Annotated in this window: 23 protein-coding genes and 1 tRNA gene; 18 read left to right on the forward strand and 6 right to left on the reverse strand. The window is 69.7% G+C overall.

The features are described 5' to 3' along the window. The first annotated feature begins 39 nt into the window (after positions 1-39). From ACFXK0_RS18530 to ACFXK0_RS18560, 7 genes are all read left to right on the forward strand, one after another. Positions 40-915 (forward strand): DUF3105 domain-containing protein, encoded by an 876-nt coding sequence (locus ACFXK0_RS18530; RefSeq protein WP_379411637.1) that lies wholly within the window; start codon positions 40-42, stop codon positions 913-915. Next, positions 915-1,625: a DUF305 domain-containing protein gene (locus ACFXK0_RS18535; RefSeq protein ID WP_379411638.1), complete on the forward strand. Its 711-nt coding sequence runs from the start codon at positions 915-917 to the stop codon at positions 1,623-1,625. Before ACFXK0_RS18530 ends, ACFXK0_RS18535 begins: the two co-directional genes overlap by 1 nt. 112 nt (positions 1,626-1,737) lie before the next feature. Beyond that, positions 1,738-1,810 (forward strand) — tRNA-Arg (locus ACFXK0_RS18540). A gap of 104 nt (positions 1,811-1,914) precedes the next feature. Next, on the forward strand, positions 1,915-2,502 hold the full coding sequence (locus ACFXK0_RS18545; RefSeq protein WP_379411639.1) for a hypothetical protein: 588 nt from the start codon (positions 1,915-1,917) through the stop codon (positions 2,500-2,502). A 90-nt stretch (positions 2,503-2,592) separates the two neighbouring features. Then, positions 2,593-3,552: an extracellular solute-binding protein gene (locus ACFXK0_RS18550; protein WP_379411641.1), complete on the forward strand. Its 960-nt coding sequence runs from the start codon at positions 2,593-2,595 to the stop codon at positions 3,550-3,552. 103 nt (positions 3,553-3,655) lie between these two features. After that, complete coding sequence (locus tag ACFXK0_RS18555; protein ID WP_379411642.1) at positions 3,656-4,243, forward strand: MarR family winged helix-turn-helix transcriptional regulator; 588 nt, start codon at positions 3,656-3,658, stop codon at positions 4,241-4,243. A gap of 25 nt (positions 4,244-4,268) precedes the next feature. Further along, positions 4,269-5,330: a hypothetical protein gene (locus ACFXK0_RS18560; protein ID WP_379411644.1), complete on the forward strand. Its 1,062-nt coding sequence runs from the start codon at positions 4,269-4,271 to the stop codon at positions 5,328-5,330. Here the strand turns inward: ACFXK0_RS18560 and ACFXK0_RS18565 are convergent. Next, complete coding sequence (locus ACFXK0_RS18565) at positions 5,327-6,121, reverse strand: enoyl-CoA hydratase (protein ID WP_379411646.1); 795 nt, start codon at positions 6,119-6,121, stop codon at positions 5,327-5,329. The genes ACFXK0_RS18560 and ACFXK0_RS18565 overlap by 4 nt on opposite strands. A 66-nt stretch (positions 6,122-6,187) precedes the next feature. On the opposite strand from ACFXK0_RS18565, the gene ACFXK0_RS18570 reads away from it, so the two are divergent. After that, entirely contained in the window at positions 6,188-6,739 is a 552-nt protein-coding gene (locus ACFXK0_RS18570; RefSeq protein ID WP_379411647.1) for a hypothetical protein, read from the forward strand. Positions 6,740-6,743: 4 nt separating this feature from the next. Here the strand turns inward: ACFXK0_RS18570 and ACFXK0_RS18575 are convergent, their stop codons facing one another. Further along, positions 6,744-7,685, reverse strand: coding sequence for a DUF2157 domain-containing protein (locus ACFXK0_RS18575; RefSeq protein WP_379411649.1), 942 nt, complete (start codon positions 7,683-7,685; stop codon positions 6,744-6,746). A gap of 146 nt (positions 7,686-7,831) precedes the next feature. Here ACFXK0_RS18575 and icmF point away from each other — a divergent pair, with 146 nt between their 5' ends. Next, entirely contained in the window at positions 7,832-11,053 is a 3,222-nt protein-coding gene (gene icmF / locus ACFXK0_RS18580; RefSeq protein WP_379411651.1) for a fused isobutyryl-CoA mutase/GTPase IcmF, read from the forward strand. Here the strand turns inward: icmF and ACFXK0_RS18585 are convergent. Next, complete coding sequence (locus ACFXK0_RS18585; RefSeq protein WP_379411652.1) at positions 11,050-11,700, reverse strand: TetR/AcrR family transcriptional regulator; 651 nt, start codon at positions 11,698-11,700, stop codon at positions 11,050-11,052. The two genes, icmF and ACFXK0_RS18585, sit on opposite strands and share 4 nt — an antisense overlap. A 103-nt stretch (positions 11,701-11,803) precedes the next feature. Here ACFXK0_RS18585 and ACFXK0_RS18590 point away from each other — a divergent pair, with 103 nt between their 5' ends. From ACFXK0_RS18590 to ACFXK0_RS18615, 6 genes are all read left to right on the forward strand, one after another. Continuing rightward, positions 11,804-12,640: an SDR family NAD(P)-dependent oxidoreductase gene (locus ACFXK0_RS18590; protein WP_379411654.1), complete on the forward strand. Its 837-nt coding sequence runs from the start codon at positions 11,804-11,806 to the stop codon at positions 12,638-12,640. Further along, on the forward strand, positions 12,637-13,560 hold the full coding sequence (locus ACFXK0_RS18595) for a ferritin-like domain-containing protein (protein WP_379411655.1): 924 nt from the start codon (positions 12,637-12,639) through the stop codon (positions 13,558-13,560). The genes ACFXK0_RS18590 and ACFXK0_RS18595 overlap by 4 nt, the downstream gene beginning before the upstream one ends. Next, entirely contained in the window at positions 13,557-14,114 is a 558-nt protein-coding gene (locus ACFXK0_RS18600) for an NAD(P)/FAD-dependent oxidoreductase (RefSeq protein WP_379411657.1), read from the forward strand. The genes ACFXK0_RS18595 and ACFXK0_RS18600 overlap by 4 nt, the downstream gene beginning before the upstream one ends. Next, complete coding sequence (locus ACFXK0_RS18605) at positions 14,111-15,622, forward strand: flavin-containing monooxygenase (RefSeq protein ID WP_379411658.1); 1,512 nt, start codon at positions 14,111-14,113, stop codon at positions 15,620-15,622. The genes ACFXK0_RS18600 and ACFXK0_RS18605 overlap by 4 nt, the downstream gene beginning before the upstream one ends. 92 nt (positions 15,623-15,714) lie before the next feature. Then, positions 15,715-16,782, forward strand: a complete 1,068-nt coding sequence (locus tag ACFXK0_RS18610) for an amidohydrolase family protein (RefSeq protein ID WP_379411659.1) — start codon at positions 15,715-15,717, stop codon at positions 16,780-16,782. A 43-nt stretch (positions 16,783-16,825) separates the two neighbouring features. Further along, positions 16,826-17,233: a DUF3224 domain-containing protein gene (locus ACFXK0_RS18615; protein ID WP_379411661.1), complete on the forward strand. Its 408-nt coding sequence runs from the start codon at positions 16,826-16,828 to the stop codon at positions 17,231-17,233. Positions 17,234-17,235: 2 nt separating this feature from the next. Here ACFXK0_RS18615 and ACFXK0_RS18620 read toward each other — a convergent pair whose 3' ends face one another. Further along, a complete protein-coding gene (locus ACFXK0_RS18620) occupies positions 17,236-17,985 on the reverse strand; it encodes an SWIM zinc finger family protein (protein ID WP_379411662.1) in 750 nt (249 codons plus the stop codon). Then, positions 17,986-20,781, reverse strand: a complete 2,796-nt coding sequence (locus ACFXK0_RS18625; RefSeq protein WP_379411663.1) for a DEAD/DEAH box helicase — start codon at positions 20,779-20,781, stop codon at positions 17,986-17,988. A gap of 130 nt (positions 20,782-20,911) precedes the next feature. Here ACFXK0_RS18625 and ACFXK0_RS18630 point away from each other — a divergent pair, with 130 nt between their 5' ends. Genes ACFXK0_RS18630 through ACFXK0_RS18640 form a run of 3 tightly spaced genes read left to right on the forward strand, consistent with a single transcriptional unit; the run spans position 20,912 to position 22,977 of the window. Further along, the gene (locus ACFXK0_RS18630; protein ID WP_379411665.1) at positions 20,912-21,274 is read left to right on the forward strand and encodes a hypothetical protein; all 363 of its coding nucleotides are present in this window, start codon (positions 20,912-20,914) and stop codon (positions 21,272-21,274) included. 37 nt (positions 21,275-21,311) lie between these two features. After that, positions 21,312-21,992 (forward strand): HNH endonuclease family protein, encoded by a 681-nt coding sequence (locus tag ACFXK0_RS18635; RefSeq protein ID WP_379411666.1) that lies wholly within the window; start codon positions 21,312-21,314, stop codon positions 21,990-21,992. A 58-nt stretch (positions 21,993-22,050) separates the two neighbouring features. Continuing rightward, positions 22,051-22,977 carry a hypothetical protein gene (locus ACFXK0_RS18640; RefSeq protein WP_379411668.1) on the forward strand — a complete coding sequence of 309 codons (927 nt, stop codon included), beginning with the start codon at positions 22,051-22,053 and terminating at the stop codon, positions 22,975-22,977. 12 nt (positions 22,978-22,989) lie between these two features. Here ACFXK0_RS18640 and ACFXK0_RS18645 read toward each other — a convergent pair whose 3' ends face one another. Further along, positions 22,990-23,799, reverse strand: a complete 810-nt coding sequence (locus ACFXK0_RS18645) for a sulfurtransferase (protein ID WP_379411670.1) — start codon at positions 23,797-23,799, stop codon at positions 22,990-22,992. Positions 23,800-24,032 lie beyond the last annotated feature (233 nt).

A 24,032-nucleotide genomic window follows, 5' to 3' on the forward strand; every position in this document is an offset into this window, starting at 1 on the left:
GAACGTCCCGATCCACACGTCGAAAGAGCACAACGAGCGATGCCGAGCAGGACCAGCGCCACATCAGCCAAGGCCGTCCGGGCCGCGGGGAAGTCGTCTCCGTCCCGCAAACCCGGCAAGGGAAAGCTTCCCGGCAAGAAGCGGGAGGTGCCATGGGCGCTGCTCGGCGCTGGTGTCGCCATCATCGCGCTGATCGGCCTGCTGGCCTACAGCCTGGTGCCCAAGTACCTGGACCAGGCCGCGATCCGCGAGGCGCAGACCGACCTCAAGGAATGGGTGCCGTCCAAGGACAACCAGGACCCGTCGGCCAAGATCGAGGGCGTCGTCAAGCAGGACTACCCGGCCGGTCTGCACGTCAGCGCCGAGCAGCGGGTGGCCTATGACAAGTCCCCGGCCTTCGGCGGCCCGCACGACGGCGCCTGGGCCAACTGCACCGGCACCGTCTACGCCAAGCCGATCCGGATGGAGAACGCCGTCCACTCGCTCGAGCACGGCGCGGTCTGGATCGCCTACAACCCCGACAAGGTCGACGCCGCCGGTGTCGAGAAGCTGTCGAACTTCGTCAAGGGCCGCCAGTTCAGCCTGATGTCGCCGTACCCGGGTCTGGACTCGGCCATCTCGCTGCAGTCGTGGGGCCACCAGCTCAAGCTCGATTCCGCCGACGACGTGCGGATCAAGCAGTTCATCTCCGCGCTGCGCGAGAACCCGTACGCCTACCCCGAGGTCGGCGCGAGCTGCTCGAACCCGATCTTCGACGCCAACAACCCGCCGCCGTTCGACTCCTCGCCCTACGGCCCCGACGCGGTGCCGATGGACGGCGAGGGCCTGACCCCGGACCAGACCGAGCTCGGCGGCGCCGGTGCGCCCGGCGTGCCGACCATCCCGATGCCGGGCGGCCTGCCCGCGGGTCAGTGATGAGTTCGGTCGATCCCGAACAGACCACTCCAGAGCCGGGCGCGCGCCGCCCGGCCGGGGCGATCCTCGTCCTCGGCGCGATCGGGCTGCTACTGCTCGGCGCGGTGGCCGGGGTGCTGCTGCGGCTGCCGCTCGACAATGCCGACGAACCTGCGCCCGGCCCGGTCGACATCGGTTTCAGCCAGGACATGGCGGCCCACCACGCCCAGGCCGTCGACATGGCAGGCGTCGCCCTGATCGCCTCCACCGACAACGACGTGCGCAGGCTCGCCTACGACATCCTGACCACCCAGCAGAACCAGATCGGCCGCATGCAGGCCTGGCTGCAGCTGTGGGGCGAGCCCAACCAGAACGTGGACGGTTACATGGGCTGGATGAGCGAGCACGGCGACGGCGCGCACGGGCACGGCGGCGCCACCGCCACCCACGAGATGTCGGGCCCGATGACATCGATGCCCGGCATGGCCTCCCAGGAGGAGATGACCGCCCTGCGCCAGGCCACCGGCCCGGCCCTGGACACCATGTTCCTGCAGCTGATGCTGCGCCACCACCAGGGCGGCGCGCCGATGGCCGAATACGCGGCCGAACACGCCGAGGTGGCGTCGGTGCGCCTGCTGGCCGAGCAGATGGCCAAGGCACAGGCCAGCGAATCCGCGCTGATGACAACCATGCTCGCCACCCGCGGCGTCACCCCGCTGCCGCTGAACTGACCCACCGGCCGGACCGGGTCAACCTCCCGGTCCGGCACTGTTTTTGGCGCACCGCATTCCATGCGATACGCTGTCGCTGCCCGATCGCCGCACAGCGACCGGCACCTATCCCGCCCTCGTAGCTCAGGGGATAGAGCGTCTGCCTCCGGAGCAGAAGGCCGCAGGTTCGAATCCTGCCGAGGGCACAGCAGTTCGAGGTCCCGTCCGTTCGGTCGGGGCCTCGTTTGCTTTGAGTTCGGTTCCACAGCGGTTGCGGGGGCCAGGCCCTCGATGACATCAGGAGCGGGCCATGACCAATCCCCCCGAGGGACAGCAGCCACCGAACATTCCTTCCGGGCCGCCGGGATATCCGCACGCCGGGTTCGGGCCGGGCGCGAATCCTGTCCCCGGTGGGCCGGATGTGTTCCCGCCGCAGCCGCCGAAGAAGAAGCGGACCGGATTGTTCGTCGGGCTCGGGGTGCTCGCACTGGTCGTCGTCGGTGTGGTGGTCGCCGGGGTCGTGCTCACCCTGCAGGGCCGGACGCCGCTGTCCTCGGACGAGAAGAAAATCGAGGTCGCGATCCGCGATTTCTACGACACGCTGGATTCCGAGGGCTTCATCGCCGCCGCGGCCCTGGCCTGCGCCGCCGACCGCACCGAGATCGACAACCTCACCCCCGAACAGCGTGAGCAGTTCGACGCGGCCACCGTGCAGGTGACCATCGACGACGTCGAGGACATCGTCATCACCGGCGACACCGCCCAGGCCACCGTGACCGGCCAGCTCACCCTCTCGGTGGAAGGCGAGGAGCCCAATACCGAGAGCAGCACCGAGGAACATCTGGCCAAGGAAGACGGCACCTGGAAGATCTGCTCGGCACCGGCCGCCAAACACTGATCCAACACCGAAGTGCGCCTGGCATTCCCGGGTCCGGCCCGCATCACGCGAGGTATTTTGCTCAGCGGGACCTCGGGCGGGAAGGACGTGATGACCTCGCGCGGCAGAAGAGTGCTGGCCGGGTTGACGGTGGTGGCTGTCGCGGTGTTCGGGGCGGGCGCCTGCGGGTCGTCGCCGGGGCACGGTGACCAGATCACCGTCTACAGCGGCCAGGACGCCACGCTCGTCGCGGAGTGGGTGGCCGCGTTCACCGAGGAGACCGGAATCGAGGTCGTGGTGCGGCACGGCGGCGATATCGGGCTGGGCAACCGGTTGCTCGCCGAGGGCGCCGACTCCCCCGCCGACGCCTTTCTCACCGCGAACACCCCGGCGATGACCCTCGTCGCGCGGGCCGGACTGCTCACCGAGGTCGACCAGGCGACCCTGGATCAGGTGCCGAGCCGGTACCGATCGCCCGCGAACTGGGTCGGAGTCGCCTCGCGGGCAACAGCTTTCGTCTACGACACCGACCAGGTCCGGCCCGCCGGACTCCCCGCCTCGCTGCTCGACCTCGCGCAGCCCGCGTGGCAGGGCCGCTGGGGTGCGGCCACCGCGAGCTCCGACTTCCAGGCGATCGTGACCGGTCTGCTCGCGCTGCGCGGCGAGGATGTCACCCGCGCGTGGCTGCGGGGTGTGCGGGCGAACGCCGTCGGCGCGCCGAATACCGCGGCCACCGTTGAGGCCGTCGCCGCGAACACCCCCGCGACCGGTCTGATCTTCGACGACGCCTGGTATCGCGCCGGGGAAAGCCACGGAAATACCGCGCTGCACTACTTTTCCGGTCAGGATCCCGGCGCTTTCGTCAGCGTGTCCGGTGCGGCCGTGCTCGCCGCGAGCGAGAAACACGACGCCGCACAGAAATTCCTCGCCTTTCTCACCAGCGAGCAGGCCGCGCAGATTCTCGCCGCGAATACCGGCGGCGCCCCGCCCCCGGCCACGCCGCCGATCGATCCCGCCCGGCTCGACCCCGGCACGGCGCTGCGACTGCTGGCCGAGGCCGGATTGCGCTGAGTTCCGATCACCGTGATCGCAACTCTGGTCCGGCGGCAGCGGGATCGGCACTATCAATGGCGAGGCGGGGGAAAGCGGTCCCGATCGTGAAATGATCGGAATCATGTCACGACCCGGACCGCTTTCCCAGGACCCCATCGCCGAGGCGTATCGACAGTGGATCGAGCACGGCTGGGGCTCGGTGGCCGACGGGATGGCCCTGGTGACCTCGCTGGTCCGGGCACAGCAGATCGTGATGGCGCGCGTCGACGTGGCGCTCAAGCCCTCCGGACTCACCTTCTCCCGCTATGAGCTGCTGCAATTGCTCAGTTTCAGCAAGACCGGCGCGCTGCCGATGGCCAAGGCCAGCGCCCGATTACAGGTGCATCCGACCAGCGTGACCAACACCGTCGACCGGCTCGAGGCCGCAGGCCTGGTGAACCGGGTACCGCACCCCACCGATCGCCGCGCGACGCTCATCGAGATCACCGACGCGGGAAGGGAATCGGTGGCCGCGGCGACCGAGGCGCTCAACGCCCAGGTGTTCGCCGAACCCGGGCTGCCACCCGAGCGCGGCCGCGAACTGCTCGGGCTGCTGGCGCAGTTCCGGCACGACGCGGGCGACTTCGACACCGCCGACCCGGAAAACCTCGCATTCCACGCGACCTGGCGCCCGAACGAAGAATCTCCGCGCGACGCCCTTGGCAGCTAGCCGAAAACCGGCCACCATGGAGCCCATGGTGCTGGTCCTGGGGGTATCGGCGGGTGCGGGCGGTGCTCGTGCTGTGCTCACCCACTCCGATCAACCCCACCTGCCGCCGCTGGACCGGGTGCGGGTGCCGCGCAGGCCGGGCGCCTCGGTCGCGGAATCGGTGCTCACGGCGGTACGCCGGATGCGGGTGGCCGCCATCGCGCGCGACGAATGCGTCACCGACACCGTGGTCACCTGCCGCAGCGAACTGCACGCCGACGCCGTGCGCGCGGCCGCGGGCCAGTCCCTGGCGATCGTCGACGAACCGCTGGCGCAACTGCGCTACCTGCGCTTCACCGGCCTGCTGCCCGCCACCGATTCGGTGATCCTCTACGACCTGGGCTGCTCGGGCCTGACCATCACCCACGCCGACTGCCGCACCGACACCATTCTGGCGAGCAGGCGCAGCACCGTGCTCAGCGGCGACGGCTACGACAATCTGCTGCGCTGGCAGCTGGCGCGCGGCGGTGTCGCGGCCGACGCGCGCACCAGCCGCGCGCATCGCGAGTCGCTGAGCCAGGCCAGGGTGGTCACCGCCACCGACGCGGGCACCGGTGAGCGCGCGGTGCTGACCCGCAGCGACCTGGCCGGCCTGTGTGGCGAGGGACTGCGGCATTCGGCGAGTTTCGTGCGGCAGGTGATCGAGGAGACCGGTGTGCGTCCCGGCGCGCTGGTGCTGCTGGGTGGCTGCACCCGCAATCCCACCCTGCGCGCGGATCTGGCCGGGCTGGCCGGGCTGCCGGTCGTCTACGACCCCGAACCGGAGTACGTCTCGGCGCGCGGAGCGGTGCTGCTGGCTGCCCGGCGCCCCTCGGCCCGGCTGCGGATGACCCGGCTGCGCGCGGGCGCCGCGGTGGCGGCCCCTACCGCCGAGCAGCGGCCGGCCCGGCGCACGCTGCTCGCCGCGGTCGCGGTGACGGCCACCCTCGGCGGCGCGGTGGCCGGATTGCTCGGCACCGACACCGCGCCGGCGCGGTCACCCGAGCAGGGCACCGCGCCGACGACAGCGCAGTTCAACAAGGGTTTTCTCCGGGTGGAACAGCCCTAGCTGTTGGTGAAGTTCGGCGCGCGCTTCTCGACGAAGGCGGCCATGCCTTCCTTCTGATCGTCGGTGGCGAACAGCGAGTGGAACACCCGGCGCTCGAACAGCAGGCCCTCGGCGAGGGTGGTCTCGAACGAGCGGTTCACCGCTTCCTTGGCGATCATCGCCACCGGCAGCGACATCGAGGCGATGGTCTGCGCCGTCTCGAGCGCGGTGTCGAGCAGCTGGTCGGCGGGCACGATGCGCGAGACCAGACCGGCCCGTTCGGCTTCCTCGGCGTCCATATTGCGGCCGGTCAGGACGAGGTCCATCGCCTTGGCCTTGCCGACCGCGCGGGTCAGCCGCTGCGAACCGCCGATGCCGGGGATGACGCCGAGCTTGATCTCGGGCTGGCCGAACTTGGCGGTGTCGGCGGCGATGAGGATGTCGCACAGCATCGCCAGTTCGCAGCCGCCGCCGAGGGCGTAGCCGGCGACCGCGGCGATGGTGGGCTTGCGGAAGTTGGCCAGGCGGTCCCAGCGGGCGAAGAAATCGGACAGGTACATGTCCATGTACGACTTGGGCGCCATCTCCTTGATGTCGGCGCCCGCCGCGAACGCCTTCGCCGAGCCGGTGATCACCACCGCGCCGATGGAGTCGTCGGCTTCGAGCTCGTCCAGCGCGGCGATGACGTCGTCGAGGACCTGCGCATTGAGGGCGTTGAGCGCCTTGGGCCGGTTCAGCGTGATCCAGCCGACCCCGCCTTTGCCCTCGCTGCCGCCCTTGCGCTCCAGCAGAATCGTCTCGAATTCGGTCACGACACCCTCTTGTCCTCAGTGGTCACGGATGGGGGTGACGATACCGAGCTGCGGCACAATCGGGTCATGGGCACCGACCACTTCGTGCGGATCAGCCGCCTGCGGGCACTCATCGACCACGAGAACACCGGCGCGGGCGAGCGGGCCACCGCACAGCGCATGCTCGACCGGATCCTGCGGAAATCACCGGGTGCGGCCGCCGCGGCAGGCGCCTCGGATCGGGTCTACGGCGCGCGGCACGACCGGCCGGGCCGTCATGCCAGCACCGAGTCGATCGTCGAGTCGGTGCGTGAGGACATCACCTTCGCGCGGATGTTCGCCCTCGCGGGCGGGCCGGGCGAGCTGCGGGTGCACAGTCCGCTGGCCGCCGCGCCCGCCGAGGTCACCGTGTCGGTGAGTACGCCGTTCGCCGATCAGATCGTGGTCACCATCGACCACATCCCGCCGGGCTGGGGCTGGGAGGCCGACGAGTTCGACCGCACCACCGCGACCGGGGAGCTGCGCGGCCTCGCCGACGAACTGGCCGAGATCATCGACAGCTACAACCACGACGGCACCGATGTCGGCCCGCGTTTCTTCCGCACGATCCGCGCCCAGGAGATGACGCTGCTGCGCTGAGGCCTCAGCCGGGGCGCAGGACCAGCACGACCAGCCCGATCGTCAGCACCACCGCGCCGACCGCCAGCACCAGGCTCGCGGCCGCCGGGCCGCCCGCGGTGTGGTCGGTGACGAGCTGGCCGACCGCGACCGCCACCGTCGCGGCCCCACCCAGCACCAGCACCGGTTCGCGCCGGATCGCGTACACGCCCAGGCACGCCAGCCCGATCAGACCGGTGAGCACCGGCGGCCACCACGAGTCGCCGTAGGTCACCGACTGCGCGCCGAGTACCGCGATCACCCCGCCGAGCAGGTAGGCCGCCCAGTCGGCGACCAGCAGCCGCGCCCACGCGAACCCGAACCACACCGCGCCGAACACCAGCAGCAGGATTCCCTGCCACGGCGATCGGCTGACCGAGGTCGATTCGATGATGCCCGCCACCCCGAACCCCGCCATCGCGATCATCCCCAGCACGCTCGGCACCAGCAGGTACCCGAGCACCGCGACCACCAGTCCCGCGAACACGGCGGCGCTGTCGCCACCATGCTCGCCGAAGGCGGTGCGCACGGCCCCGGTCGTCGCGCAGGCAGCGAGTACCAGCAGCACCGCGGCCAGTCTGGTGCGTCCCGCCGAGGCGATCGGCACCCGCCGGAACACCCCGCGACATCCGCCGGCCAGCACGATCGCGCCGCCGGCCGCGCAGCCCGCGACCACCACCAGCAGCACCACCCGCCCCGATTGCGCGACATCGCTCCAGGCCCGGCCGAGGAACAATGCCAGACCCGCCGCGACCAGCCCGGCGCCGAGATAGGCGACGATCTCCGCGAGCATCCGGCCGGTGGACGCGCGGGCGGCGTGGTCGGCCTCGTCCACCGCGCGCAGCACCGCCCGCCGCTGTCCGGCACTGATCACCCCCGCCGCGACCAGCCGCTCCAGCGCCACACCCACCCTGTGCTCGCGAACCATCCGTCGAGTATGTCGAGCCGGGTCGACAATCCCGTCGTATCCGGTGCGGAGCGTTTCGCGGCACGGTGACGTCTTTCACACTAGAATTAGTTTGATGTCCGAGTATCGGGCGTGCGATAAATCGGCTGCGGCAATCGGAGGAAGCCATGGACGAGCCAAGCGCACTGCATGTTCCTGTCCATCCGGTGCGGTTCGTGACGTCGGCGGCACTGTTCGACGGCCATGACGCCGCGATCAACATCATGCGGCGCATCCTGCAGAGCCAGGGCGCCGAGGTGATCCATCTCGGCCACAACCGCTCGGTCCGCGAGATCGTCGACGCGGTGCTCGAGGAGGACGTGCAGGGTGTCGCGGTCAGCTCGTATCAGGGCGGGCACATCGAGTTCTTCGAGTACCTGGCCACGACCCTGCGCGAGGCGGGTACGGGGAATGTGCGGATCTACGGCGGTGGCGGCGGTGTGATCGTCGCCGAGGAGATCGAGCGGCTCGCCCGCAGCGGGGTGCGGATCTTCTCCCCCGAGGACGGTCAGCGCCTCGGTCTGCCCGGCATGATCAACGAGCTGATCCGCGACTGCGACACCGACCCGGCCGCCACCACCGTCGACCTCGACGCGCTCTACACCGGCGACCGGATCACTCTGGCGCGCACCATCACCGCCCTGCAACAGGGCGCGCTGCCCGCAGCCGGCCGCACCGCGATCCTGGCCGCCGCTGGCAAGCGGCGGGTCCCCGTGCTCGGGATCACCGGCACCGGCGGCTCCGGAAAATCCTCGCTCACCGACGAATTGGTGCGCAGGCTGCGCACCGACCAGCAGGACAAGCTGCGCGTCGCGGTGCTCGCGGTCGATCCGACGCGCCGGCGCGCGGGCGGTGCGCTGCTGGGTGACCGGATCAGGATGAACGCCCTCGACGGCGAGCACGTGTACTTCCGTTCGCTGGCCACCCGCGGCAATCACGAACTGCCCGACGATATCGACACCATGATCGCGGCCTGCCGTGCGGCGGGCTACGACCTGGTGATCCTGGAGACCCCGGGCATCGGCCAGGGCGACGCGGGCATCGTCGATCATGTCGACGTGGCGCTGTATGTGATGACGCCGGAGTTCGGCGCCGCCTCCCAGCTCGAGAAGATCGACATGCTCGATTACGCCGATGTGGTCGCGGTCAACAAGTACGAACGCCGGGGCGCGGCCGATGCGGTGCGTGATGTGGCGCGTCAATTGATCCGCAACCGTGCCGAATTCGGCGCCACCCCCGCCGATATGCCGGTCTTCGGCACCAGCGCGGCCACCTTCGACGACGACGGCGTCACCGCTCTCTACCAGCACCTGACGGGGCTGCTCACCAAACACGGACTCGTGGTGGAGCCCGGTGCGCTGCCGCGGGTCGAGACGAAGGTGTCCACCCGGTTCGCCCAGCTGGTGCCGCCCGCGCGGGTCCGCTACCTGACCGAGATCGCCGAGACGGTGCGCGCCTACCACGCCACCACCGCCACGGAATCAGCGGCGGCCCAGCGCATTCAGCGCTTGAGCCTGGTCCACGAGGAACTGCCCGACGACACCGCCGTCGCCGAACTGCTCGACGGTGCCCGCGCGACGCTCTCGCCCGAATCGACCGCGCTGCTGGCCGACTGGCCCGCCCTCGCCGAGAGCTACCGGGGCGAGGAGCAGGTGGTACGGGTGCGCGACCGGGAATCACGCACCCCGCTGCGCCGCGAATCCCTGTCCGGCTCCAGCATTCCCCGCGTCGCGCTGCCGCGTTTCACCGACCACGGCGAACTGCTGCGCTTCCTGCGCTCGGAGAACCTGCCCGGCCTGTTCCCGTTCACCGCGGGTGTCTTCGCGTTCAAGCGCGACAACGAGGACCCGGCGCGCATGTTCGCCGGTGAGGGCGACCCGGCCCGCACCAACCGCCGGTTCAAGGTGCTCAGCGCGCACGCCGAGGCGACCCGGCTGTCCACCGCGTTCGACTCGGTCACCCTCTACGGCCACGACCCGGCCGAACGTCCCGACATCTACGGCAAGGTCGGCACCTCGGGTGTCTCGGTGGCGACCATCGAGGACATGCGCACACTCTTCGACGGTTTCGATCTGGGCGCGCCCACCACCTCGGTCTCGATGACCATCAACGGCCCGGCCCCGACCATTCTGGCCTTCTTCCTCAATACCGCGATCGACCAGTCGCTGGCGCGATTCACCACGGCCGAAGGCCGGGAACCGACACCGCAGGAGGCCGCCGAGCTCCGCGCGCGCACGCTGTCGACGGTGCGCGGCACTGTGCAGGCCGACATTCTCAAGGAGGACCAGGGCCAGAACACCTGCCTGTTCTCCACCGAATTCAGCCTGCGGATGATGGCCGATGTGCAGGAATGGTTCGTGCGCAACAATGTGCGCAATTTCTATTCGGTGTCCATTTCCGGCTATCACATTGCCGAGGCGGGCGCGAACCCGATCAGCCAGCTCGCCTTCACCCTCGCCAACGGATTCACCTATGTGGAGACCTATCTCGCGCGCGGCCTGGCGATCGACGATTTCGCCCCCAACCTGTCGTTCTTCTTCTCCAACGGCATGGATCCGGAATACACCGTGATCGGCCGGGTCGCCCGCCGGATCTGGGCGGTGGCGCTGCGCGACCGCTACGGCGCGGGCGAACGCTCGCAGAAACTGAAGTACCACGTGCAGACCTCGGGCCGTTCCCTGCACGCGCAGGAAATGCAGTTCAACGATATCCGCACCACGCTGCAAGCGCTGATCGCGGTCTACGACAACTGCAACAGCTTGCACACCAACGCTTTCGACGAAGCCGTCACCACGCCCACCGAGGATTCGGTACGCCGCGCGCTGGCCATTCAGCTGATCATCGCCAAGGAATGGGGCCTGGCGATGAACGAGAATCCGCTCCAGGGCAGTTTCGTCGTCGACGAACTCACCGATCTGGTCGAAGAGGCGGTGCTGGTCGAATTCGAGCGGATCAGCGAACGCGGTGGCGTGCTCGGCGCGATGGAGACCGGCTATCAGCGCGGCCGCATCCAGGACGAGTCCATGCGCTACGAACAGCGCAAACACGACGGCTCGCTGCCGATCGTCGGGGTGAACACCTTCCGCGGCCGGGAGGACGACGCAGGCCACGGCCCGATCGAACTGGCCCGCGGCACCGAGGCCGAACGGCAGTCCCAGCTGGAGCGGCTGCGCGAGTTCCGCGACGAGCACAGCGAGCAGTCCCATCGCGCGCTGGCCCGGCTGGCCGAGGTCGCCCACACCGACGGCAATATCTTCGAGGTGCTGATGGACGCCGCCCGGGTGTGCACGTTGCAGCAGGTCACCGACGCGTTCTTCGCTGTCGGCGGGCAGTACCGGCGCACGGTCTAGCCGCCGAGGAGCTCCGGCGGCAGGAACATCGCGCCGAGTTGCAGCGCGATCATGCTGGTGTGTTCGGCGATGCGGTCGGCGTCGACGTCGAGCACGCCGGTGCGCCAGGCGGTGAGCAACTCGATGAAGCCGCCTATTCCGGCCAGCGTGCTCATCCGGAACGCGGTCTCGTCGACGCCGGGGCGCAGATAGGGCCAGGCGACGGCGACCATCATGTCGGTGGAGTCGGTGAGCATCCGCTGCCGCCGCAGTTCGAGGACGGCGCTGCCCGCGTGCTCGGCCAGCAGGATCCGGGCCCGGCTGCGCTGGTCGGCCTGTAGTGCGACCGCGCGGGCGATCGCGGCGCGCAGGATCTGCACCGGGGTGCGGTCGCTGTTCTCGGTGATGACCGCGGCCAGATCGGCGAACACCTCGGCGCAGACCTCGTCCCAGACCTCGCCGAGCAGTTCGTCGCGATCGGCGAAGTTCTCGTAGAAGTACCGGTCGTTGAGCCCGGCCCGCTGACAGACCCCGCGCATGGTCACCGCGGCCCAGCCGCTGTCGAGCCAGATCTCCAGCGCCGCGGCCACCAGGGCCTCGCGGCGCTGCGCCCTGCGCTCGTCGGCGGTTCGCCCACCCCAGGTCCGGGCCGGTGCACGCACATCCATGGTTGACAAAGTACTCCGCCACGCGCCTAATTGGTGTCAGGTGCGGCCAATGGTGGCAGACGCCACCAGATGAGGACCGGCACCGGGTGAACCGGGAGTTGCCATGCGACTTTTTCCCTTCGGTGGGCCGCGCCGAACCACACGCGCCGACGCCGTCGTCACCGGCGCGGGCAGCGGCATCGGCCGCGCCTTCGCCGTCGAACTGGGCAGGCGCGGCGGCCGGGTGCTCTGCTCGGACCTCGATACCGACCGGGCCGCCGAGACCGCCGAACTGGTCGAGGAAGCCGGCGGGAAGGCGATCCCGGCGCGCTGCGATGTCACCGCGATCGAGGAGGTCACCGCGCTGGCCGAGGTCGCCGGAGACTGGTTCGGCGGGCCGCCGGCGGTGGTGATCAACAATGCAGGCATCGGCGCGGGTGGTCCGCCGGTCGGTGAGTTCAGCCTCGCGGACTGGCAGCGCACGCTCGGGGTGAACCTCTGGGGCGTCATCCACGGCTGCCATGTCTTCGCGCCGCTGTTGCGAGCGGCGGGGCGCGGCGCGCTGGTCAATGTCGCCTCGGCCGCCGCCTTCGGCGCCGCGCCGCGGATGGCGGCCTACAACGTCAGCAAGGCGGGCGTGCTCGCGCTCTCGGAGACCATGGCCGCCGAGCTCGCCGGGACCGGCGTCAGCGTCACGGTGCTGTGCCCGACCGGCGTGAAAACCGGGATCATGCAGGCGGATTCGCCCATCGACGAGACCGCGGACCGCCTCGGCGAGCTGCTGCTGCGCTGGACCGGACGCCCGCCCGCCGCCATCGCCCGCACCACCCTCGACGCCGTCGATCGCGGTGATCTGTACGTCGTCCCGCAGCTCGAAGCCAAGGTGCTGTGGCAGGCGAAACGCTGGATGCCCACCACCTACACCCGTTCGGCGGGCCTGCTGGAGCGGGTCGTGCGATGACGTTCACCTACCCGGACATGCTCGCCACCGTCAAAGCCAGGCAGTGGGCACTCGCCGACATCGATTGGGACGCACCGGGCGCCGACACGATCACCGACGAGCAGCGACCCCGGCTGGCCACCTTCATGGCCGATCTGGTGTGGATCGAACATGTCGGCGCCCGCGGTTTCGCCGCCCTCGTCCAGCAGGCGCCACCCGGCGCGCTGCGCGAGATCTACCGGCACTTCCACGCCGAGGAACAGAAGCACGCCAATGCCGAGCTCGCGCTGATGCGGCGCTGGGGCATGCTCGACGGTGACGCGATGCCGGTGCCCAACAAGAACATCCGCCTGGTGATCAGCTGGCTGGACCGCTACGCCGAGGGTATGAGCCTGCCGGTGCTCGGCACGGTCATCCCGTCGCTGGAGACGGCGCTGGACGGCGCGCTGGTGAAGTTCCTGCTCGACGAGGTCGAGGATCCGGTGTGTCATCAGGTGTTCCGGCACATCAACAACGACGAATCCCGTCATCTCGCGGTCGGGTTCCAGGTACTCGAGCAGCTCGGCGCGGGCCCGATGCGCAAGATCGCCGTCGAGACAGCGGGTTTCGCACTCCGGCCCGCGCTGCTGCTCGGCGCGCTGCTCTACGCGCCGCTGCTGTCGCGGATGTCGGCCAACATCATCGCCCTCGGCCTCGACGAGGAGAAGCTGTGGCAGGCGGTGCGCCGCTACGAGAACGTCGGCGAACGCAGCCCGGCCATCCGCCGGATGCCGCTCTATCACGTGGTGAAGATGCACGGAAAGGCGACGATCCACCGGCGACAGCCCTTCCAGTTGCTCGCCGACGTGTCCAACGCCTGTATCGATCGCTTCCCGACCCGGGTCCTCGGGCACCGGCCGTCGTGGACGAAAGAACTCACCTACGAACCGGTGGCGAAATGACGTCGCTGCCCCACGCCGACACCTACACCGGCCGTCAGCTGCACTGCACGGCGTTCCGGCCGCGCCACGAATTCACCGGCGAGCGGGTGGCGATCATCGGCAGCGGTGCGGCCTCGGCGCGCCTGCTGCCCGGCATCGCCGCCGAGGCCGCCCGGGTGACGGTGTTCCAGACCGACGCGGTGTGGGTCCTGCCCCGGCTCCCGCTGCCGGGCGTACTGCTGCGCCGGACGCCGCAGCCGCTGCTGCGATCGGCCGCACGGGCGAATCTTCGTGTACAGGTGCGTGATTCATGGCTGCGGCACCGCCTCACCCCCGACGACGACGCGGGCCTGACCGTGCACAACAGCTACTACCGCGCACTGCGACAGCCGGGCTGCGCGCTGGTCACCTGGCCGATCGCCCGCCTGGCACCGCTGGGTGTGCGTACCGTCGACGGTATCGAGCACCGGGTCGACACCATCGTCTACGCCGACGACGACCGGCACATCGTGCGCACCCTGCGCCGCGCCGGGCGGCTGCCCGGCTCGGCGGTCCGGATGAAGGAGACAGTATGACCACCGGAATCGATCACGAGATCATCATCGTCGGCGCCGGGTTCTCCGGTATCGGCGCGGCCATCGAGCTGCGCAAGGCCGGCTTCGACGACTTCCTGATCGTGGACGAGGCCGACGGCGTCGGGGGCACCTGGCATCGGAACACCTATCCCGGTGTGGCCGTCGACATCCCGTCGTTCAGCTATCAGTTCTCCTTCGAGCAGCGCACCGACTGGTCGCGGGTGTACGCCCCGGGCCGCGAGCTCAAGGCCTATGCCGAATCGTGCGTCGACAAGTACGCACTGCGCCCGCGCATCCGGTTCGGCACGACGGTGCTGGCCGCCGATTTCGACTCCGACGGCGATCGCTGGGTGCTGCGCACCGCTGACGGCACCGAACTGTCGGCGCGCTACGTGATCAGCGCGACCGGCGTGCTCACCCGCCCCAAACTGCCCGATATCGCCGGTATCGAGGACTTCGCCGGCGTCACCATGCACACCTCACGCTGGGATCATCGCCAGGAACTGCGTGGAAAACGGGTGGCGATCATCGGCACCGGCGCGTCGGCCGTGCAGGTGATTCCGGAGATCGCGCCGGAAGTGGCGCACCTGACCGTCTTCCAGCGCACCCCCATCTGGTGCCTGCCCCGCCCCGATCTGCCGCTGCCCACCGCGGCCCGGCTGGCGCTGAAACTCCCCGGCGGCCGGACCTTGACCCGGCTGGTCAGCCAGACCTATGTCGAGTTCACCTTTCCGCTGGCCGCGCACTACTACAACTCGATCCCGACCGCCGCGCTCGGCGAACGCGCCGGGCTCGCGCATCTGAAACGTCAGGTGAAAGACCCCGCTGTCCGGGCCGCGCTCACCCCGAACTACGCGCTCGGCTGCAAGCGGCCGAGTTTCTCCAACGATTACCTGGCGACGTTCAACCGGTCGAATGTCACCTTGGAAACCGATGCCATCGCCGAGGTCACCGCCACCGGTGTCCGCACCGCCTCGGGTGTCGAGCACGCCGCCGACGTCCTGATCCTGGCCACCGGATTCAAGGTCATGGAATCAGGCAATATGCCGACCTACGATCTGCACGGTGTCGGCGGACGTGACCTGGAGAAATGGTGGGACGAGAACCGCCTGCAAGCCTATGAGGGCGTGAGTGTGCCGGGCTTTCCCAACTACTTCTCGATCATCGGGCCCTACGGATACAACGGCGCGTCGTATTTCACGCTGATCGAGAATCAGACCCGCCACATCCTGCGCTGCCTGCGGCACGCGCGCAGCACGCGGACCGCCCGGATCGAGGTCACCGCCGAGGCCAACGATCGGTTCTTCCGGGAGATGCTGGCCCGCCGGGGCGGCCAGGTGTTCTGGCAGGACAGTTGCGCACTGGCCAACAGCTACTACTTCGACGCGCACGGCGATGTGCCGCTGCGGCCGTCCTCGACGGTGGAATCGGCCTGGCGAAGCGGCCACTTCGACCTCGACGACTATCGATTCACCGCCGCTCGCCGGGCGGTCGCCGAGTCGCGATAATTCTCCCCGCGCCGCGTCCGACGAACAGTCCCGTACCGGTTCGGCGCGTGTGACAATCGCCGGGAGAATTCGGCGGCGATGGGACGCACAGCATGGATCTGACCGGCCTCGACATCATCGATGCGCACATCCACCAGTGGGATCCGCACGCGACGCCGCGCGCCTTCAGCACGCTCGCCAAGCTCCTGCGTTATCTGCCGGTGCCGATCGATGTGGCGGCGAAACTGGCGCCGCGCCGCGACCGCGAATTCGTCGGCGACCCGACCGCGTATTCGGGCCCCTATCTGCCGGCGGACTACCGCGCCGACGCGGGAACGACGGCGGTCGAGTCGATCGTGCACATCGAGGTCGAGTGGACGGGCTGGAAACCGGACGAGACCCGCTGGGTGGCGAGCCTGCCGTTCGGCGTGGACACGCCGGGGCTGGCCGCGATCATCGGCTCGGCCGATCCGGGCGCGGTCGAGTTCGGCGCCGTGCTCGACGCGCACCAGACCGCGTCACCGCTGTTCCGTGGCATCCGCACGATGGTCGCCCACCATCCCGACCCGGCGGTGAAATCCTTCGCCGCGCACGATGGCGCACTCACCGCGCCCGCCTTCCTACACGGCTTCGAGCAGCTGGCGCGGCGCGGGCTCTCCTTCGAGGCGTGGGTGTACTCGGGGCAGCTCCCCGAGGTGACGGCGCTGGCCGAGCGGTTCCCCGAGGTCCCGATCGTGCTCGATCACCTGGCCACCCCGGCCGGGCTGTTCGGCCCGGTCGGCAAGCACACCGGCCGGACCGCGGCGCAGCGGCAGGCGCTGCTGGACCGCTGGCGCGATGACCTCACCGACCTGGCCGCCCAGCCGAACGTGGTGGCCAAGGTGAGCGGGCTGATGATGCCGGTGCTCGGTCACCCGGTGCCGCCCCGTGGCACCCCGACCCCGGTGCCGCGGCTGGTCGAGCGGACCGGTCCGCTGCTGGCGCACGCCCTGGAAGTCTTCGGCGCCGACCGGCTGATCTGGGGCTCCAACTTCCCGATCGACCGGCCGATCACCAGCCTCACCGGCGCCGTCGAGACCGTGGCGACCGGACTCACCGACGCGGGCGCCTCGGCCGCCGACCTGCGGAAGGTCTTCCGGGACAACGCGGTGCGCGTCTACCGGATCGACACCACACCGTGAACGTCAGCGGTTCCTGTCGGTGGCCGCGATTAGCATCCCCGTCATGAAGGCAACCGGAACATTCGAGGTCACCGCGTTCGAGCCGACCGACCTGCGACCGCGACCGGACATCACCACCGGACTGCCGGTGGGCGTGTCCACGATGACCAAGGTGTACGCGGGTGAGATCGAGGGGCAGTCGGCCACGCTGTTCACCGCCGCGTTCGACATGACCAGCGGCGCGGGCACCTACGTCGCGATGGAGTCGTTCGAAGGCGCGCTCAACGGCACACCGGGCGCCTTCAACTTCGTGCACGCGGCCACCACGGGCGGCACCGACCGCACCGACGAGTTCTTCCACATCGTCCCCGCCAGCGGCACCGGCGCGCTCACCGGGATCACCGGCAGCGGCGCGCTGTCGGTCGACGAGCGCGGCGGGCACCACATCTGGTTCGAGTACGAACTGGGCTGAGCTCAGCTGTCGAATTCGAGGTAGAGCGAGCGGAGTTCGCGCAGGCCGGTGGCCGCGAGCTGCTCGTCCTCGGCCGACATCCGCAGGGCCCGGCGCAGTGGCACCGGGTCGAGATCCTCGATGACGGCGTGGAATTCGATGCGCGGCAGCTCCGGCAGTGCGAGCTCGTCGCCGTAGAGATCATCGGTCTCGGCGGTGCGGTCGGCGGTCTCGACGCCGCGAATGAGGGTGTCGAGGTCGAGGCCGCGCAGGGTGAGGATCTCGGCGGGCTGCTCGTCGAGCCGTTCGGCGAGCAGGTAGCAGACCGCGGCGACGTGCTTGCACGGCCAGCCCATATCCGGGCAGCTGCACGAGAAGTCGAGTTCGGCGGCGGTGGTCGGGAGCAGGTGCGGCCCGAGCGCGGGTGGCAGTGCGCCGGAAGCGATTTCGGCGAGCATGCCCGGCGCCTCGCGGATCTCCGACAGCAGCAGCTCGACCTCCTCCGGGCGCAGCGGGCGGATGGCCAGTACCGAGGTGAACGGACTGGGCTGACTGCCCTGGACCTCCGCGGTGACCGCGCCGCGCTCGATCCGGTAGTTCACCACCTGCCCGACCCTGGCGTAGGTGCGGCCCCGCGAGAGCCGTCCCGCGTCGGCCACCTGCTCCACCGCGTCCAGCAGCGATTTGCCCCACCAGGTGCGGCCGAAACCGCCGCGCGAGCGCACGCCACCGGTGACCGGCCTGCGCGGCCCGAACTGGCTGAAGTCGGCCATCTACTCGCCCACCGCTTCGGCGCCCAGGGTGAACAGCTCGCGCAGTTCGTCGGTGCTCAGCTCGGTGATCCAGTTCTCCCCCGCACCGACCGCCAGCTCGGCCAATTGCCGTTTGCCGCTGATCATCTCGTCGATCCGCTCCTCGATGGTGTCCACGCACACCAGCTTGCGGACCTGGACCGCGCGCTGCTGGCCGATCCGGTACGCCCGGTCGGTGGCCTGGTTCTCCACCGCCGGATTCCACCAGCGGTCCAGGTGGATCACATGATTGGCGGCGGTGAGGTTGAGGCCGGTGCCGCCCGCTTTGAGGGAGAGCAGCATCAGCGGCGGGCCGTCGGCGCGCTGGAAGCCGGTGACCATGTCGTCGCGGCGCTGTTTGCGCACGCCGCCGTGCAGGAACGGGATCGGGCTGCCGAAGCGTTCGGTCAGATACGGCAGCACCAGGTCGCCGAATTCACGGAACTGGGTGAACAGCAGGGCCTTCTCACCGTCGGCGAGCACCGCCTCCAGGACGTCCTCGACCAGGGCGAGCTTGCCGGAGCGGTGACTGCCGCGCCGCAGCACCGCCGACCCGTCGCCCAAGTAGTGGGCGGGGTGGTTGCAGACCTGTTTGAGCCTGGTCAGCGCGCCGAGCACCGCGCCCTTGCGCGCCATGCCCTTCGCGTCTTTCAGTTTCTCCAGCATGTCGTCGACGACGGCCTGGTACAGCGCGGCCTGCTCGACGGTGAGATTGGCCCGCACCGTCATCTCCAGTTTGTCGGGCAGATCGCTGATCACCGTGGGGTCGGTCTTGAGCCGGCGCAAGACGAACGGGTCGGTGATCAGGCGCAGGCGATCGATGGCGTGCTGGTCGCGTTCGCGTTCGATCGGCACGGCGAATCTGGCCCGGAACGACTGCGGGCTGCCCAGCAGTTTCGGCATGGCGAAATCGAAGAGGGCACGCAGTTCCTCGAGCCGGTTCTCCACCGGAGTTCCGGTGAGCGCCAGGCGATGTCGCGCGGGGATCGCGCGGGCGGCGCGGGCCTGCCTGGTCACCGCGTTCTTGATGTGCTGTGCCTCGTCGAGCACGATGCGCTCCCATTGCTGTTCGGCCAGCAGGGTCACGTCGCGGGCCAGCAGGGCGTAGGTGGTGACCACCAGATCCGAATCCGCCACCGCCGCGGCGAAATCCGCGCCCTTACCGCGAGCGGCCCCATGATGGACCAGGACGCGCAGGTCGGGCGCGAAGCGTTGCGCCTCCCGCTGCCAGTTGCCGACCACCGACATCGGGCAGACCAGCAGTGTCGGGCCGGCCGGCGCGGCAGCGGCTTCGCGCTCGTGGGTCAGCAGCGCGAGCACCTGCACGGTTTTGCCGAGGCCCATGTCGTCGGCCAGGATCGCGCCGCAGTTCAGCCGGTTCATCGTCGCCAGCCAGCTCAGACCGCGTTCCTGATAGGGGCGCAGCTGGGCCTTCAGGCCGACAGGGACCGGCACCGGTTCGGGTTCACCCTCCCGCGCGAACAGTTCGGCGGCCCAGCCGTGCGCGGTGACCTCGGTGACCGGTACATTGTCGACGCGCTCGGCGGCCAGCTGGCCGATCATGTCGGCGAGGGTGATCGGTGAGTCGTCGGCGTGCTGCGCCACAAAGCGGGCGGCAGCGGCCAGCGCCCGGTGGTCGGCCTGCACCCATTCCCCGCGCAGCTGGACCAGATCGGACTTGCTGCGGACCAGCCGCTGCATCTCGGCCTCGGTGAGCACGAGATCACCGAGCGCCAATTCCCAACGGTAGGACAGCAGTCCGTCGAGGCCGACGGTCGATTCGGCGGCGGGGCTGCTCACCCGCAGCCGCATGCTCGGTTCGGCGATGTTCCACGCGCGTGGCAGCAGCAGCCGGATCCCGGCCTCGCGTAGGGCATGCGCGCCGTGGGCGACCAGATCGGCGACGACCTCGGTGGGGAGCAACAGGTCGAGTCCGCGCGGGTCGGTGGGCAGGTCGCGCAGGCGCGGGTAGGCCTTGCGTGCCTGTCCCAGTTTCTCCGCGGCGGTGCGCACGAGGACCGGATCGTCATCGAGGGCAATGGGTTTCGGTGCGTCGTCGACAGGTCGCAGACATACTTGCAGCCGCCACAGCGCCACGGATTCGTCGGTGGAGCCGAATTCGCCGTCGGGCTCGCACAGGCGAAGCACGAGCTCGGGCTCGTCGGCGGCATAGCCTTCGCGCCACTGGGCCAGGGTCTCGGCCAGCCGGTAGGAGCCCTCGTCGAGGGCGGTGTCGCCGACCAGGGCGGCCAGCAGCGGGTGCGTCAGCGTGCGGTGGGTGACGTATTCGCGGGCGATCGGGTCGGTGAGCTCGGTGACCAGGTCGTCCAGGACGGCCGAGGGCGCGCCTGCCACGCGCAGGGCGGGCGGCATGGCCGCGGCCAGTTCGGCCAGCCACGCGCGCTGACGTTGCCCGCCGACCAGCCGCCAGCGCACCCACCACTGCCCGTCGGCCCGCTCGACCTGCGGCACCACCCGCCCGGCCCGCACCCAGCGTTCGATCCCGCGCGCCACATGGGCGAGAAACCGCAGATCGCCGGAGATGTGCTCGCGTGGCAGCCGGCTGCGCAGCACGACGGCCGCCGTGGACGGCGCGAGCGCGTGCGCGCGGACCTCGGCGGTGGCGGGCTGCCCCGCGGCGTCGACGAGCAGGACCTGGGCGCGATGCCGGAACCTGGCCCGCTCCAGGATGTCGCCGAGCACCGACCCGACAGCGACCACTTCCCCGTCGTGCCACAGCAGCAGACCCGAGCCGGGTGACCACAGACCGTGCAGCATGGCGTCCATCCAAGCAGGTGGGACCGACAGCATCGGCGACGGCTATGCCCTGGATTTCTTGCCGAGACCGGAACATACTGGGATATCCCCTGGTCACGGGTGATCCCCTGGAACTGCGTGGAGGGCAGCAATGACAATTCTGCTCCAGGTTCTCGAGCAGAGCTTTACCCCGGCAACCCCGTGGGAGCGACGCAAATTCACCTTCGTCGACGCCGGAAAGATCGTCGGCATGCGCTTGGACGGTCAGTCCGGTGTGTGGCTGGATCTGTCCCGGCCCGGCGAATCGCAGCGGCTGGCGCACACCGTCGACCCGCGGGAATCCATCACGTTCCTGCTCACGGTGTTCGCCAAGATCGCCGAATGCGAGGATCGCGGCGGGTCATGGCTGATCGGGCACGACGGCACGCACGTCAGCTCGATCGCGGCCACCCGATTCCCGCCGAACGCCAGCGAACTGGCCGCCGACGACATTCTGGCGCGCGCCTGGTTGTAACCGAACTTGTCGGTGCCACCAGCTACAACCTGGGGGTATGGCGAAACTGGCGTGGTTGCTCGTGACGGTGCTCGCGACCGCGGGCTGTGCCGTGCCCGTCCCCGATCCCCCGGCCGCCCCCGGCAGCCCCACCCGCGCCGAGCTCACCGCCCTGCTCGACCGGGTCCGCGTGGTCGCCGCCCGCCCGCATCCCGGCGGCTACGAACGCGGCTGCAAGGCCGGTCAGGGCTGTGTCTTCGGCCCGGCCTGGACCGACGACACCGACGCGCCCGGCGGTCACGACGGGTGCGACACCCGCAACAACGTCCTCGCCGCCCAGCTGCGCGAGGTGGTGCGCCGCGGCCGCTGCGTGGTCGTCGCGGGCATCCTCACCGACCCCTACACCGGCACCGACCTCCCCTTCCGCAAGTCCGAGGGCGGCCGCATCCAGATCGACCACGTCTACCCGCTGGCCGCCGCCTGGGACATGGGCGCCGCCACCTGGCCCCTAGACCGCCGCCGCCGCTTCGCCAACGACCTCTCGGTCAACCTGCTCGCCACCAGCGCAGCCACCAACCAGGCCAAACGCGACCACACCCCCGCCGACTGGCTCCCACCCGCCCACCCCAACCACTGCTTCTACGCCGCCAAATACCTCACCGCCGCCACCGACTACGACCTCCCGATCACCACCGCCGACCACACCCGCCTCCACGAAGTAGCCCGCAACTGCCCCTAGCCACCCCCGCCGATTTGTCCGATTCGAACAAACATTCGAGAATTGATAGCCTTCCTGCATGGTCAGCTCATCGCACGAGGCGATGCACAGGATCTTCACCCACAATGCTGCGGCATTCGCCCGCGCCTTCCACATACTGAATCTGCCGTTTCCGGACCCCGTTGCGGTAGAACAGATTTCGGTCGACCTGACCGAAACCGCACCGGTCGAACGCCGGGCCGACACCGTCTTGCGGGTCACGACCCCCGAAGACACATTCCTCCTGATCGCCGAAGCGCAATCGAATCGCGACGACAGCAGGATCGCCGCGTGGGCCTACTACGCGACATTCCTGCACAACAAGTACGATCTGCCGGTCGTGCTGGTGGTGGTCTGCCACGACAAGCAGACCGCCGCCTGGGCAAGCAAGCCGATGCGGCTCACGTATCGCGGCTGGACGAGCTTCACCCTGACCCCGCTCGTGCTCGGCCCGCACAACGTGCCCGCGGTGGTCGATCCTGCCGAGGTCCTCGACGACCTGCCGCTGGCGACACTGTCCGCGATCACCCACGCCCGCGAACCGGAGATCGGTGCGATACTGGAGGCGATCATCGTCGCCTTCCGCAGACGTGGATCAGACGAGGAAACCGAGTTCTACGCCGAACTGGTCGAACAGGGAATTTCACACACCGACGCAGCCCAGCTCTGGAGGGACAAAATGGCCACGGATCTGTCGTTCTTCCGTTCGGAATCCGCTCAGCGGTTGCGCGCGCAAGGTCGTGAGCAGGGGCGCGAGCAGGGGCTCGCAGAGGGGCGCGAGGAGGGGCTGGAACTGGGACGCGCCGAGCAGGCGGCGCGGTCGGTGCTGACCGTGCTCACCGGACGTGGTATCGAGCTCTCCGCCGGTCAGCGCGAACGACTGATGGCGACCACCGACCTCGATCAGCTGAATGCGTGGCTGCTCCAGGCGTTGACTGTTACCGGGGCGGCTGAGCTGTTCGGCTGACCGGCCGCGCGCTCACTCGCCGGTGGCGACCGGGCGTTTCGGGTCGTTGGACCATTGGGACCAGGAGCCCGGGTAGAGGGTGGCGGGGATGCCGGCTAGGGCGAGGGCGGCGATTTGGTGGGCGGCGGTGACGCCGGAGCCGCAGTAGACGGCTACCGGGCCGTCGCCGAGGGCGGTGAAGCGGGCGCGGAGTTCTTCCGGGGTGCGGAAGCGGCCGGTGGAGTCGAGGTTTTCGGAGGTGGGGGCGCTGAGTGCGCCGGGGATGTGGCCGGCGCGTGGGTCGACCGGTTCGACCTCGCCGCGGTAGCGTTCGGCGGCTCTGGCGTCGAGGAGGAGGCCGGGCCAGGTCGCGGCGGCGTCGATGTCGATGACCGGGAGGGCGCCGGGGCGCACGATCAGGTCGCCGGGCGCCGGGTCGGGTTCGGCGCCGGTGGCGATCTCGCCGCCCGCCGCGATCCAGGCGGGGAGGCCGCCGTCGAGCAGGCGCACGTCGGTCAGTCCGGCCCAGCGCAGCAGCCACCAGGCGCGGGCCGCGGCCATGCCGCCGGTCGCGTCGTAGACGACGACGGCGGCACCGTCACCGAGTCCCCAGCTGCGGGCGCACTTCTCGAAGGTGCCGGGGTCGGGCAGGGGATGCCTGCCGCGCGCGGGTGCTGGGGCTGCGGCCAGTTCGGTCTCCAGGTCGACGAACACCGCACCCGGGATGTGCCCGTCCAGGTAGTGCTGCGGACCATCCGGATCGCCCAGCGCCCAGCGCACATCCAGCAGATGAATCTTCTTGTCCGCCAGCTCTTCCCGCAGCTCCGCCGCAGAGACAACCACCGCGCCCACTCCCACTCCTCCTGTGCCGTGTCCACCACGAATCCCCGTCTCGCCACCCTACGCACCACTGACCGCTCCCGGCACCGAATGCCGACCCGGCGACATGACGATCCACCCGAGCGGGCAACTCGACGCCGGCGGGGACGAGGCGGGGTGCCGCGCCGCACAGGGTTTCCGGTGGCGCGCAGGGGTGCGAATCACGGGTTGCCGGTGATCGTCCGGGGTCGGTTCGA

This window comes from Nocardia sp. NPDC059177 (assembly GCF_042755165.1).
Lineage (GTDB): Bacteria > Actinomycetota > Actinomycetes > Mycobacteriales > Mycobacteriaceae > Nocardia.